We start from the raw sequence: 13176 nt of genomic DNA, 5'->3' as shown, positions 1-13176 counted from the left end.
CTCCTTCGAAGAAGCCTGCTTTCACCCCTGAGTCGGAGCCGGCCGGCCGCCTTTGACATGGAAAACTCGATGGACAGGATCACCCCAAAACCAGCAGGCTGCTAGGCGATGACTAGCAGCGAAGTGTGGGACGAGGACACTGCGACGCGGTACGACGCGTCGTCCGCCGAGATGTTCACGCCGGACGTGATCGAGCCGACGGTCGACTTCCTGGCCGGGCTGGCCGGGTCGGGTCCGGCGCTGGAGTTCGCGATCGGTACCGGCCGGGTCGGGATCCCGCTCGCCGGCCGCGGCGTCGCGGTGACCGGGATCGAGCTGTCCGAGCCGATGGCGGCTCAGCTGCGCCAGAAGGATCCCGGGCTGCCCGTCGTGATGGGCGACATGGCGACGACGCGAGTGCCCGGCGAGTACGAGCTGGTCTATCTCGTCTTCAACACCATCTCGAACCTCCGGACCCAGGCCGAGCAGGTCGAGTGCTTCCGCAACGCGGCCCGCCACCTCAAGCCCGGCGGCCGCTTCGTCATCGAGTTGTGGGTGCCCGCAATCCGCCGGATGCCGCCCGGGCAGTCCGCAGTACCGATGACCCTCGGCGACGGACATCTGGTCTTCGACACGTACGACCTCGCGACCCAGGCCTGCGCGTCGCACCACTACTTCACCGAGCCCGACGGCACGACCCGGTACTCCGCGGGCAACTTCCGCTACATCTGGCCGGCCGAATGCGACCTGATGGCCCAGCTCGCCGGGCTCGAGTTCGAAGCCCGGTACGCCGGTTGGCACCGGACCCCGTTCACCGCCGACAGCGAAAGCCACGTCTCCGTCTGGCGCAAACCCAACGTTCAAGCGTTGGTACCACCGGTGGCGGGGATCGCCGCGTCTCCCGGTTCGTCGGTCCAGTAGCCGGGCTCAGCGAACCTCAGCGCGATCGAAGGCATCGGCGCCGTTGTCCGGTGATTCGCGCATCGCCCAAAGCGACCCTTCGGCGATTTCGTCCTGACCGTTGCTCACTCGCAGTCGGCCTGGAACATCGTCGCCCTGCCGTACGTGTAGCAGGTAGAAGCCGCTGACCAACCCGCCGTGGCCGGGGCGGATCGTATGGCGCGATGTGCCCCGGGAGTCGTTGCGTGCCACGGTGGCTTCCAACCCGATGTGCTTGGTGGCGAACTTCGAGGCCGGAACGCGTCGGCCCCGTACTTCGATGACGGCGTCGGCAGCCTGGCTGGTGTGCTCGAAACGACGCCCCCTGACCGGTATCTGGTCGATCCGCCGAAACCCGTCGCTTCCACGACCGCCGACCTCGTAGATACCGATTGCTCCCCGCGGCAGCCGCGGGAAGGCCCGAAGGTACAGAGCCAGGGCGAACGCCAACAGGATCACGGCCAACACGCCGCCGGCGATTCCCACCGCCTTCCAAGATCCGACCTGCTTGGCAACCTGGGTGTTGCCGCTGTTGTTGATCTGCCCCGGTACCTTCAAGGCGATGTCCGGGGCGAGGGCGCTCGCCCAGGGCGAACCAACTCGCCCGGCCAGCGACATCGGAGCCGAATCTGAGACCTGATGCGGCCACAGTTTGGCACTGAAGCCGGGGGTCCGACGCACCTGAAGGACGAAGGATCGGGTTTGACCCGGTTTGAGGATCACCGCCGAGGGCGGCGATCCGGTCCAGGTCACCCCCTGGCTCGCGTTGACGTGCAGGTCCGACACTGTGATTGGCACCCGCTGTGTCAGGGATGACAGGTCCGCACGCAGTGTCGCAGTACCTGCACTTGGATCCGTTTGCGTCGCAGTCCACGTCACCCGCACACCTTTGCCGAGGTCGCCCGCCAGCAGGGAACGTGCCTTGGCCAATCGGGCCGCTTGCTTGGACTGGTCGAGGTACTTGACCAGAGCAGGCCCGTTGGCAGGCTGCAGAACGACCGTGCTCGGGATGACCCGCTGCAGCAGCGCCGCCCCGGTCTGAGCCATCAGCGGAAGGGCATACGCTCCCAGCCAGGTCTTCTTCAGCGACCGCGCCCGGGTCTTCAGTGTCTGCCAGGCCGGGGAGGCAATCGATCGGTACGCCGAACTCGCAGGCGCATCCTGCTGACCATCGGTCAACAAGACGACTGTGGCGATGTCTGCGGCACCCGCTCGATTCAGTTCGTTGAGGGCTTGCTCGATCCCCGAGCCGATGTCGGTCGACCCATTCGGAGTCGGGCCGGCAGGCAGCGCGCCAAGGATTCCGGCGCGGTTGGCGGCGGTACCGGCGTAGCGCCGTTGCGGTGCGGTGTCGAAGGTGTACAGCGCGACATAGTCGCTCGGCGCCAAGCCTGACAGAAAGCTGCCCAAGACCCTTCGAACGTTGCTGTAGCGACCGCTCGCGGCCATCGAGCCGGAGGTGTCCACCAGGACGATGTAGTCGGCCGTCACGGCGTCGACGCCGAGCTGGCGATAGATCTGGTCACGAGTCGGCGGCGCCGGGTCGGCCATCGCCGGCCCAGCCGCCAAACCCACGGCGGCGAACAACGCAATGAGCGAGACTGACAACGTCCGCAGTGTGCGGACAGAGTGTGCGGTGAAACCCGGTCGGATCGCGGTCATGGTCGTGTCTCCGTCAGTTGTCTGCAGCCGGGCGCTGGTCGCCGTCGGCACCTTTGAAGCCTGGAAGCATGCTTCCGATGCGCTTTCTCGCAGCGCCGATCCTTCCTCCGGTACCGGAGTCAGCTCTCCTTCTTCTCGGCGGCTTGGTTTTGCCGACGAGCCATTGCGCGAGCATCTGGCGATCCTGGACGAAGTCGCGCCAGCGCTCCGCTGTGGGAACGCCGTACTGCCCGTCGACAACGGAGCGACGTAGCATTTCGGCGCCGTTCGCGGCGTCGTTGTCCAAGAGGTCGATCAGGAGCTGCTCGATCAGTTGCGGCGACTGACCGCGGAACCACTGGCGCAGCGCTCTCTCCAGGGTGCTGTGGCTCAGACCGACCCGGAGACCCTGCGCGTATCCAGCGGCGATCTGTTGAGTGGCGGGGCTCGTCCCGGCCAGGGTGCGCAGTGCCTGGTAGGCCCAGAAACCCTCCTTGGCGGAGAAACCGCGGATCTGGTCGATCCATTCCGGGCTGAAGACCACCGAGTCGAAAGCGGCCGGGCGTCTGTCGATCTCCCGGGCGATCGCCTGCGCGGCGAGCTGGGTGAGTTCGGGGTCGTTGCTCGCTACAACGGACATCAGCAGGGTGGCCTGGTCCGCAGTACCGGACCGAGGGAACATCTCCGCCACCAGACGCTGGTTCAGGGCAGCCCGGCGGTCGGCGAGATTGGGGCTGTACCACGCCGCGCCGAATACTCCCCCGTAGGCATCGATCGGCACCACGCCAGTCCTGAGGCCTGGCATCGAGCCGAAACGGACGAGGTTGATCAAGTCGATGCGAGGCCACTCCGCACTCGACAGACCACAGCTCGTCGGCGTCATCGCCTCCAGCTCTGCCTCGAAGGCCGCGTCGCGGTTCGGTGTCGTCTCACTGCCGGCCCGGTCCACGAGGAACGGCCACATCGAAGCGAAAACACGCTCCGAGTGCCGTTCGGATGCGGCGATCTGCAGCAGAACACGCCAAACCCGGTCGTCGATCGTCCGCAGGGTCCGCCACTGCTCGTCTGTCGGCTCGCCCCGCCCGATGGCGAAGCCGAAGGACGCCAGCCACGGACGTCGTTCGGCGGAGTGATCGCGTAGCCAGTCCTGGATCAGCCCGACGGCCCGTGCGGTCGAAATCGAGCGGTCCAGGATCTTCCGCAGCAGGCCGACGCAGACGCCAGGTTGATCGACGATCACTCGCTGAATGGCCACATCATTGATCGCGCCGGTGAACTGTGCCAGCAATCGCACGGCAGTGTCCGCGGATTCAGGCGTCAGATCCGGCACCGTGGCGGTCGGCCGCAACAGTTCTCGCAGTAGGGCAAGCTTCGACATCGATCCGGCGCGATCGGCCAACTCGAACCACGTGTACAGGTGGGGCAGGCCTGCGGGCGTCAGGAACGAACGCCCGTAGGCTCCCAGCCTGCGTTCGGTCTCGGGGGACCAAACCTGTACCAACAGGTCGGCTGCCTCCGCAGACCGTCCGGAGCTGTCGGCCAAGAACTGCACCAGCGTCTGGGCGATCTCGGACGGCAGGCTGTCCAGCGAATGCTCGCTCAGCGCCAACCGGACGTTCGCGACGCTGCCTCGACCGGACCGGATCAGACGAGCGGTCTCGCGCGGTAGGTCCATCCGCAGCAGACCTGTCAGGGCGGCGGCGGCATCACCGCAGCGCCGTGGATCCGACTCCCCCAGCAGATGCTGCACGATGTCCGAGCTGGAGAACCTCGCCTCGCCATGCCTGAGGCGTAGCAGCGTCTCGACATAGGCCGTCGCATCTGAACTGTGCGGTTGCGGAGCTGGAGACTGCCACCCGACCCTGCGCTGGTCCTTGGCCACGGCGTCGGAGAAGACCAGGAGAATGCCGGACTCGACGTTCGCCTTGGCCCAACTCGCCGCACTGAACCGAGCGCGGTACCCGTACGGCAGCAGACCGCACACCGCGTCGAACAGTTTCAAGCGCTCGTCGACACCCGGCAGGGGCGTCGTCTCCGCGACGATCGCGATCCGCCGGCCGTCCAGGACCATCCCGGCCAGGCCGGCGACCCAGTCGAACCCGAACCGATCGATGTCGTCGGCTACCGTGCCGGCAGCCGTGTCGGCGATCTCCACGGCGACCGGAGCACCCTGCGCATCAGCTGGGAGGATGGTGTCCGACCAGCGCAGTGATCGATGCGCAGTCAGCATCGCTGACCAGGACATCCGACAGCGCGCAGCGTCCGCCCAGTTCGTCCAGAGGAGCCGCGTCGGCGTCACCGGCCGGCCGCCCTCGGTGCGGATCGTGCTCGAGGTCACGACACTCATCGCCGTGACCGCCCCCAGCGAGCCTCCGGCCGTGACGATCACCCAAGGGAGCGCGTCCTGGGTGTCGACAGCCGTGCTGGAAGGTGTTCCGGTCAGACAAGCTCCCTGCAGCGACTGCGCGAAGGCCATGCTGCCGCTGGTCCCGACGATTTCGTAGCCGTCGATCGCCAACCGGCCGGAGGGATCGAGTCTCTTGCTGACCACCGCCCACCCGGCCAGCACTGTGTTCTCAGGCCGAGCGGTGTTCTCGTCCGTGGACACGGCACCCCTACCCCCTGATCCGGCGTTCGAGCGAGATCAGCGGCTCCAGGACGTTGATCGGGCGCACCATTTCGCGAATGCGCCGGTCGTGATCTGCCGTCACGTCGACGTTACGGAAGTCACGGAAGTCGAAGACCTGTTGATCGTTGAGCCGGAAACCGACCGACGAAGTCGCGAAGTACCTGACCCGTACGTCATCGAAGTTCGATCGGATGAGTTCACGAATCAGGGGTGCGCCCTGCCGCCGCAGCACGTGGCACACCCAGTCGAAGAACGCCTCCGCCCGATCGTCCGGAACGCGCGGAAGGCGCTGGTCGGTGCTGTCCTGGGTCACCCACCCCTCGTGCACGGCCCGGGTGAAGAACGCCGGGTCGTCGAACTTGGTCACGCACACGGACAGGTAGTGCGGCAGCTTGCCTTTGCGCAGCCGGCTGCCCGCCCGCAAGCTCGCCGACAGCATCTGCAGCGTCTTGTCAAAGTACTCGATGTTGGAACTGTTCAGTGTGATGGGATCGAAAAGGTAGATGAGACCGCGGGAGCGGGCCAGATGGTCGACGACCCGCTGCATCAACGGACCCTGCCGAAACGCCTCGCCCGGGGCGTCCTGAACCGACAGGACGAACTCCACCGGCCGGCGTACGAACCGGCCGGGCGCCCGGCCGTTGAACGACCATCTCAGCGTCTCCTCCACCAGGCTGGGCTCCGGAAACCGCCGCTGCCGGGTCATCCGCTCGGCCTGTTCCACCAGGAAGTTCGACGATGGATCGTCCAACCCGGACACCGTCCATCGTCCGAGCCTGCCCTGCTGCTGCGCGGCGGCGATCCGCAGCGCGCCGAGATACGTGGTCTTACCGGATTCAGGCTGCCCCCAGATCCCTATCTGTACGGCGTCCTGCGGAGCGCGCGCGGTAGTCGGAATCGCCAGCGGCGCCAACTCGTCGCTGTCGGTGTCCTGCTCCCACGGGTTGACGGTGGGCGGCGCCATCGCCGGTTCGGTGATCGGCTCGTACCTGCGCTGGTCCGGGTCGACGAGGAGCGTCGGTTCCTCGGCCGGAACGGGTACGCCGGCGACTACCGGTTCGGGCGCACGAGTCGCAGCCGGCGGAGTGGGGTCGGTGCGTCGGCCGTTCGGACTGGGGTCCCGGTTCTCTTCGTGGAACCAGTCTTCCTGCTCGTTCGTGGTGGTCATGGTAGGTACCCCTCGGTCGCATGGTCGTTGTCGGCTTCGATGGCGAACGGAGGCGACTCGGTCGTCCGGTAGACCCGGATGCGAGTGCCAGGAGCCGGCGAGTGCTGGAGGATCCAGCGACTGAGCGGGACCTGGATCCACTGCTCGAGCATCGGCCTGCAGATCTCCCGCGCTCCGTAGCGAGGTGCCGCACCCAGAAGATGCTTCTCGACCTCCCGGGTGATGTCCGCTCGGTCGATCACCAGCTCGAACCCCTTGGCCAGGGCCGAGGTGACCAGCTGGTCCAGCAGCTTGCCGACCAGCTGGCCGACGACAGCCGGACGCAACATGTCGAACGGGATCACGCCACCACCCAGGCGGCCCAGGAACTCCGGCCGCTCCCGCTTCTCGAAGTACTCCTTCACTTCGTCACGGAAGTGCTTCGCGACCACCTCGTAGGTCGGATCGGCCGGTAGGCCGGCGGCGCCGATGTTGGACGTGAAGATGATGATGGAATGCGAGAAGTACGCGGTGCGCCCCTGCCCGTCGGTCAGCCGGCCGTCGTCGATGATCTGCAGGAACTTGTCGTAGATCTTGGGATCGGCCTTCTCGATCTCGTCGAACAGCACCACGCTGAAAGGCCGCTCCAAGATCCAGTTGGTCAGCACACCGCCCTGTTCATGGCCGACGAATCCGGGCGGGGACCCGGTCAATCGTTCGCTGGCGTGCTCCTGCATGTACTCGCTCATGTCGAACCGCCGCATCGCCGTCTCGTCGTCGAAGACGAGCTCGGCGATCGCCTTCGCCAGTTCGGTTTTCCCCACCCCTGTCGGGCCGACGAAGAAGAAGACTCCTTTCGGACGGCTACTGTCGGTGCCCTCGGCAACGAAGTCGATGCCGACCCGGGCATTGGCCAGGACGTTGCTGACCTCGCGTACGGCGTGCTCCTGACCGACGACCCGCCGGCCCAGCAGTTGCTCCGCGCCACGGATCTTGACCTCGTCGAGCTTCTCCCAGGGGTCCTCACGCAGGGCGAAACGATGCCGGGCGAGCAGACGGCGCCCGTCACTGGCCTCGATCCCAGCTGTGCGGGAGGTTGCCGTCAACGACTGGATGTCCATGATCGTCATGCCATCGGTGAGATTGGCCAGTGCCGACACGGCCTGGTCCCGCGACTCATCGGACAGCTCGCCGCCCCGATGGTAGGACGGCACGGTCTCCGCCAGCAGCGCCCGTCGCTCCTCGATCCGCGGTACCTCCGCGGGAACGACCGCCACGTGGGGGCTCTCCCGCAGCCAGATCGGCACGTCGGTCAGACCCCGGGCGACGAAGACGAGGGTGTTGCGCAGGTTCCCCGGAGCGGGAGTCGCCGCGACCTGGAGGAGGTGCCGCACGTAGGCGACCTGGGCCGGGAACTGGTCCGTGACTTGGCCGGCCGGCCCGATCAGCAGGTCCGGCGAGTCGATGATCACGGCGCACGGCGCCGTGGTCTGGGTCAGCATCGGAACCAGAGCGGCCAGCGCCTCGGCCGGGTTGCGCGGCCTGGGCTGCTGCGTGCCGCGCATCTGCTCCTGGCTCTGCTCCCGCGCGGCAGTGATCCGGCTCTTTCGGTCCGGTACGCCTGCTGTGGACGTCACGGACGCGGACGCGTTCTGGGCAGACAATCGCTCGACCTGTTGCCGATGAGACTCGTCGGGGAAGGTCAGGCCCTCAGCGACGCTGTAGCGAGCCACAGTTGCGAACCCGAGTACTTGCAGCACGTCGAACACGGCATTCGTGAAGGTGTCGTACCGGTTGTTCGACCGGACCAGATCCTCGATGTTGCCGTGGATGAGAATGTGTCGATGCCGGTTGACCTCATGCCCGAACCGCTGCAGCCACAGCGACCCGGGCAACCCGGAGGTCTCGAGGACGCTCATCAGCGGGCGTTCCGCGTCGATCCGGCAACCGAGGGCCGGACGATGCTGGTGGAACCTGAATCCGGGTCGGGACCGCCGTCGTCCCACGACACCTTTCCCGTGATGTAGCCGGCCTGGCCGGCCCTGTCGTTCAGGGCTCCGGCCAGGTCCACCAGGCTGCCGCAAGTGGCTCCGGTGATACCTCCAGCGGTCTCCTCGTACTCCAGTTCCGAGCTGGAGTACAGGACCTCGTGGGGCCCGTCTTCACCGTCGTGCACGAGAACGTCGAGCGTCTGCCCGCGGACCGTCTGGGCCCGTACCGACACCGATCCGTCCGGCTGCTCCACGAGACTGTCGGCAATCACGCCGAACCCCAGGTCCGGCAGGCCCGCGACGACGGACGCCAGGATGCGACGGCGCTCTATCACGCGGTCCACCGCCTCATCGAACGTCTGCTCGGTACGGTCGACCGCCGCGACGGCCTGAGGCAACAGGGTGGACAGCTCGCCGAGACGGCCATCGGCGACCACCTTGCGCAGCCGGTCGAGGTAGTCGTGGGCGAACTCCGCACCTTCGAGCTTGACGCTCAGGTCGCGCCCGTCGGCTTCCAGCACGCCGAGCCTCGAGCTCAGCTCTTCGATCCGAAGCTCGGTCTCGCGCACCACGGTCGCCCGTTCGGCCTGCGCGCTACGGACCCGGCCGAGGTGTTCGGCTACCCGCCGGGCAGCGTTGTCGAGGCTCTGCCCGGACGGGACGCCCGGGGCCGAGGCGACCGCATCGAGCGCGCGCTCGGCGGCTTGCCCGCCGGCCGCATCCAGGTGCAGACGCTCGGCTCGCGGGATCGTTCCGAGCTGGGCCGCCAACTGCGCCAGACGTGCCGAGGCGGCCGCCTCCTGCCGCAGCCCGATCGCGTCGGACAGAGCGTCGATCTGCCATTCCAGCAGGTCCAGCCGACGGCCGGCGGCCGCCAGCGCGAGCTGGTTCGAAGCGCCGGCGATCTCGGCCGCGGTCTGCCGCACCGACGCCATCTGCTCGGTCGCCTCCTGGCCCAAACCAGCGGCGCGCGAGGCCAGGGAGGCGCATCGGGCGGCGGTGGTCGTCCGGGTCAGCTGCAGGGCCGCGGCCAGACGCCGCTGCAGCTCCTCCTCGCGGCGGCGGGCGCGCTGGGCCCGCTCCGCGGCCGCTTGCGCACGTCGCGCCGCGGCAAGGGCGACACTGCTGTACTTCGGTGATCCGCTCATCCGTACCGTCTCCTCGTCAGGGTTGTTCGGGCGGCAGAGCCGGGGCCAGCCCCAGCCGACGTTCGAACTCCACCCGGAACTGACGGACAGGCGGGACGCCCAGCCATCTGATCCCGCCATCGGCGCCGAGCTCGACCTGCAGACCGGCGCTGTCGTCGTCGGGTTCCGGCTGGTGGCGATCGGTCAGATAGTGGAGGCGTTGATTCGCCGACCCTCGCCAGCGCAGGACGGCGTGGCGATCGTCCAGATAGGGGCCGTCGACAAGAATGTCCAGCGACTCCAGCAGCCGGTGCTGGGCGGCATCACCATGGCGGCGCAGATGCTCCACGACGTAGCCGGTGTAGCTCATCACCGAGAGATCCCGGGTAGCCCGTACCCGCCGCACCAGCTCGGCCAGCGCACCGGCCTGGGCGAAGGGCTCGCCGCCCGAGAGCGTGAGTCCATCGATCGCCTGATCGATGATCCGATCCGCGAGCTCCCCGACGCTGATCTCGACGCCGCCGGCCTGCGGGATCCAGGTCGGACTCGTACATCCGCGGCAGTTCAGCGGGCATCCCTGCACCCACACGGCGAATCGCGTCCCCGGGCCGAGCACGGTGCAGCGTGGATGTGTCTCTGCCAGCCGGACAACTGAATCGGCCATGGTCAACGTTCCTTCCAGATTTTGCGCGGATCCGGCCAGGTCGGCAACGGGGGCGTCCCTGGCTTCGGCCGGTGGCCGTAGTCGGGTGGAGGGGGCTTGCGGACCCATCGCTTCGATTCGGATGTCGACTGCCGGGGAGGTGAAACCGTCGGGGGCGGAAAGTAGTCTCCGATGCCGGCTCTGACCTGGTCACACCAGATGCAGCGCCCCAGGTAGCGGGGATATCGGTGGTACACCGATCGCCCACAGGCAGTGATCTGGTTGGTGAGCCCATCCAGCGCCCGCACCCAGTCCAGCGCGCTCGGGCGTCCTGGCGAAGCCTGCGTCCCAGCAGTGAAGCTTTCCATGATCAGCCGGCGAATGCCGCTGGGCAGGATCGTCGCCGGGATCAGGCCCGGACGATCGCCCAGGCTTGCGGGACGGGTCAGCCGGTTCGCCCCGAGCCTGATGTTGCCGGCTCTTCCCTCCGGTCGGTCGGCGCCGACCGGTCGGCCGTCGTAAGGATGCTGCCCTGCCATCAGCAGCTCACAGATGAGAATCGCCAGTCCGAACAGATCATGGTCGGCAGTCAGCGGTCGCGTCTGCCCACCGGGGCTGTAGGGGGCGTAGTCCGCCGTGACCATCCGCGCGGGCCAGTCCTGGCGGGTCGTCGGATCGGTGTACTGCATGCTGTCGCAGTCGATCAGGCAGACCCGGCCGGCCCGGGTGACCAGCACGTTGTTGGGACTGACGTCCCCGACGACGATGGACGGGTGCAGCGCGCCGAAGATCACCGCGATCTCCCGCGCGATCGCCACACAGGTAGCCCAGGTGGGATCGTCGAGGGCGTCGGCCCGCGAATCCGCCTCGTACAGGTGCACCAGCGAAACACCGCGGACCTCGGCCATCAGGAACCCCGCAGCGCGGCCCTCGGCGTCGTAGACCACCGCCCGGGGCCAAGCCACATATCGGTGTTGCTGAGCATCAGCGCGCCACCGTGCCGGCGGCTGCGCGATCGCAGCCGTCAGCCGGTTCCCCAGCTGTGGATCAGGGCGACCATAGATTTTGACGCAGGTCTGGTCGGCGCCGAGGAGACGGAAGACCGTTCCCTCGCGCCCGCGGGCGATCCCCGGGCCGATCCGCAGCTCGCTGCCGCTGTCGGTGAAGTACTTCACCGACGGACCGCCAGCACCATGGTCATGTCGTCGCCGGAGGCGGCTGCGTACTCCGGCGAGGCGAGGCCGGCCGCGAGGTCGGTGCCGGTCCAGTCGATGTCGATGCCGGCCTCGAAGAATCCGCTGAAATCGGCCGGGGCGAGATAGCACAACCCGCCGTCGGCACTCCGGGCGACGTCGAGCGTCGCCTCGATCAAGCCGTCCGAGCACAGCGCCAGCCCCGAGAGACTGGGCTCGTCGATCACCCCGAAGGACATCTTCGTGGCGGATTCCGGTGTGGTGAGAAACCTAGTGACCCCACGCGAGCCGGTCATTAGCGGTGGGACGACCAGGCGTGGTCCGTCGGGCCGGCGGTACACGACGGCGAAGCAATCGCCGACCGTCAGGTAGCAGTACCACGGCGGCATAGCCAGCACGGCGAGCAAGGTGGTGGCGAAATCGTCCGACGTCGCACCGTCGCGGTGTCCGGCCGACAGAGCTCCGGCGGTCGCTTCCGTCGCCCGGGTGAACGCTGTCCGGCATCCGCTTGCCCAACGACCGGCCAGCTCGACGTAGTCCTGTCTCTGCTCAGGCGCCCGCAACGGCAGCACCGCGCACGCTGACGCGAAGGCCGCTTCCACGGCAAGCCGGGACCCGACCGCGGAACGCGGCCTGGAACCGGCCCCGTCCGCCACAGCGAGCACGAACGTTTCGTCGGTGACCTGCCGGTACAGCCAGGAGTCCTGGTTGACCTGGGCGACAGCCGCATGGCGGCTCCCCGGCACGCTCGCACCGACGATCCGCCAGTGCGGTGGAAACGGATCTGTCATTTCTCGGCGCCGACCAGCCAGTCCCGATACCCTGGATTCTGCTCGACATCCTGTCGGGCGTCCCGCTTGATCTCTTCCGCCGAGTTGCCGGACGTGGAGCGGTTCGGGACGACACTGGCTGACAACAGCTTGAGAGCGTGCATGAAGTTCACCTCCGCGAGTCGGTAGTAGCCGTCCGGACCGGCCAGCGTTCGCAACGCCTGGTCGTCGGCTCCGGGAACTCCGATCGCGAAGAAAACCAGATTGTGCGCGTCTTCCTCGGCCCGTAGTCGCTGAGTCACCTCGCGCAGCCGGTTGGTCGGACTTCCGTCGATCCTCGTCGGCGCCCCATCGGAGATGAGGCACAGCGTCGGACGCCAGGCCAGCAGCAGATTCTGCCGATCCAGAGCCCGGGCACCGTCACGGATGACATCGATTCCGCGCTCGATCCCCTCCAGCATGGGACTGAAGCCACCGGTCGACAGTTCGCGCGGGTTGAACCGCGCCACATCGACGAAGGGATCGGCCGGCGTGCTCAGGCTCGCGCCGCTCCCGTCGATCGTTCGCACGTCGGGCCCGAACGTCACCACTGCGACCTGACCGATCCGTTGCAGGTTGGCGTCCTTGCGCATCTCGTCTCCCCAGTCCCGGAGCGAACTGTTGAGCCCATCGAGCGCGCCGATCTGCGCGATCGAGTCGGAGGTGTCGACAACCAGAGTGATCAAGCCGCGACTGTGGGATGCGCGCACGGTTCGAGTCAGAGGATGGCTCATGGGTGTTGTTCCTCCCGTACTGAGTCGGCAATGGACACCGTGAATGTGTGGCCGTCTCCGGCCGGCTCGTGATCAAGGACCTGGCCGGGAAGAATCCGCAGCACCGGGTCGGCCGAGGCCCAGGCGAGGACGCCACCGATCTCGATGTACCCGCCGCCGTCGACGAAATGGGTTCGGGCGACCGCGATCATGGCTGCCGTCGGCAGCGAGGGCGATGCGGTGATCCGTTCCCTCGGAGAGCTCCGCCGGGAACGCGCGGCCGACAGCGCGATCAATCCGCCCAGGCAAAGGGTCGCCAGGCCCAGCAAAGCTATCCGCACGTCTGGCCTCCCATTGCGTTGGCA

11 protein-coding genes are annotated in these 13176 nt (G+C 67.5%); 1 reads left to right on the top strand and 10 read right to left on the bottom strand.

The window, feature by feature from the left end:
• Positions 1-108: 108 nt before the first annotated feature.
• Positions 109-900, top strand: a complete 792-nt coding sequence (locus tag OHA70_RS29190) for a class I SAM-dependent DNA methyltransferase (protein WP_328322887.1) — start codon at positions 109-111, stop codon at positions 898-900.
• A gap of 6 nt (positions 901-906) precedes the next feature.
• Here the strand turns inward: OHA70_RS29190 and OHA70_RS29185 are convergent, their stop codons facing one another.
• The 10 genes from OHA70_RS29185 to OHA70_RS29140 all read right to left on the bottom strand — a co-directional run bounded on the left by OHA70_RS29185 (position 907) and on the right by OHA70_RS29140 (position 13152).
• Complete coding sequence (locus OHA70_RS29185; RefSeq protein WP_328322886.1) at positions 907-2526, bottom strand: vWA domain-containing protein; 1620 nt, start codon at positions 2524-2526, stop codon at positions 907-909.
• A 67-nt stretch (positions 2527-2593) separates the two neighbouring features.
• Positions 2594-5167: a hypothetical protein gene (locus tag OHA70_RS29180; RefSeq protein WP_328322885.1), complete on the bottom strand. Its 2574-nt coding sequence runs from the start codon at positions 5165-5167 to the stop codon at positions 2594-2596.
• A gap of 7 nt (positions 5168-5174) precedes the next feature.
• A complete protein-coding gene (locus tag OHA70_RS29175; protein WP_328322884.1) occupies positions 5175-6356 on the bottom strand; it encodes a hypothetical protein in 1182 nt (393 codons plus the stop codon).
• On the bottom strand, positions 6353-8254 hold the full coding sequence (locus tag OHA70_RS29170) for an AAA family ATPase (protein WP_328322883.1): 1902 nt from the start codon (positions 8252-8254) through the stop codon (positions 6353-6355). Before OHA70_RS29170 ends, OHA70_RS29175 begins: the two co-directional genes overlap by 4 nt.
• Complete coding sequence (locus OHA70_RS29165; protein WP_328322882.1) at positions 8254-9474, bottom strand: hypothetical protein; 1221 nt, start codon at positions 9472-9474, stop codon at positions 8254-8256. Before OHA70_RS29165 ends, OHA70_RS29170 begins: the two co-directional genes overlap by 1 nt.
• A 16-nt stretch (positions 9475-9490) precedes the next feature.
• Entirely contained in the window at positions 9491-10117 is a 627-nt protein-coding gene (locus OHA70_RS29160) for a 4Fe-4S single cluster domain-containing protein (RefSeq protein ID WP_328322881.1), read from the bottom strand.
• Between the two features lie 2 nt (positions 10118-10119).
• Positions 10120-11004, bottom strand: a complete 885-nt coding sequence (locus OHA70_RS29155; RefSeq protein ID WP_328322880.1) for a hypothetical protein — start codon at positions 11002-11004, stop codon at positions 10120-10122.
• 263 nt (positions 11005-11267) lie between these two features.
• Positions 11268-12080: a protein phosphatase 2C domain-containing protein gene (locus tag OHA70_RS29150; RefSeq protein ID WP_328322878.1), complete on the bottom strand. Its 813-nt coding sequence runs from the start codon at positions 12078-12080 to the stop codon at positions 11268-11270.
• Positions 12077-12784, bottom strand: a complete 708-nt coding sequence (locus tag OHA70_RS29145; protein ID WP_328322877.1) for a vWA domain-containing protein — start codon at positions 12782-12784, stop codon at positions 12077-12079. The genes OHA70_RS29150 and OHA70_RS29145 overlap by 4 nt, the downstream gene beginning before the upstream one ends.
• 44 nt (positions 12785-12828) lie before the next feature.
• Entirely contained in the window at positions 12829-13152 is a 324-nt protein-coding gene (locus OHA70_RS29140) for a hypothetical protein (RefSeq protein ID WP_328322876.1), read from the bottom strand.
• Positions 13153-13176 lie beyond the last annotated feature (24 nt).

The organism is Kribbella sp. NBC_00382, assembly GCF_036067295.1.
GTDB lineage: Bacteria > Actinomycetota > Actinomycetes > Propionibacteriales > Kribbellaceae > Kribbella.
This window is presented reverse-complemented; position numbering and strand designations above follow the sequence as displayed.

Excerpts from the sequence above, each read along its gene's own strand:
- OHA70_RS29155 (WP_328322880.1), bottom strand. The coding sequence starts at position 11,004 with ATGGCCGAGGTCCGCGGTGTTTCGCTGGTGCACCTGTACGAGGCGGAT.
- OHA70_RS29160 (WP_328322881.1), bottom strand. The coding sequence starts at position 10,117 with ATGGCCGATTCAGTTGTCCGGCTGGCAGAGACACATCCACGCTGCACC.
- OHA70_RS29150 (WP_328322878.1), bottom strand. The coding sequence starts at position 12,080 with ATGACAGATCCGTTTCCACCGCACTGGCGGATCGTCGGTGCGAGCGTG.
- OHA70_RS29170 (WP_328322883.1), bottom strand. The coding sequence starts at position 8,254 with ATGAGCGTCCTCGAGACCTCCGGGTTGCCCGGGTCGCTGTGGCTGCAG.
- OHA70_RS29175 (WP_328322884.1), bottom strand. The coding sequence starts at position 6,356 with ATGACCACCACGAACGAGCAGGAAGACTGGTTCCACGAAGAGAACCGG.
- OHA70_RS29165 (WP_328322882.1), bottom strand. The coding sequence starts at position 9,474 with ATGAGCGGATCACCGAAGTACAGCAGTGTCGCCCTTGCCGCGGCGCGA.
- OHA70_RS29190 (WP_328322887.1), top strand. The coding sequence starts at position 109 with ATGACTAGCAGCGAAGTGTGGGACGAGGACACTGCGACGCGGTACGAC.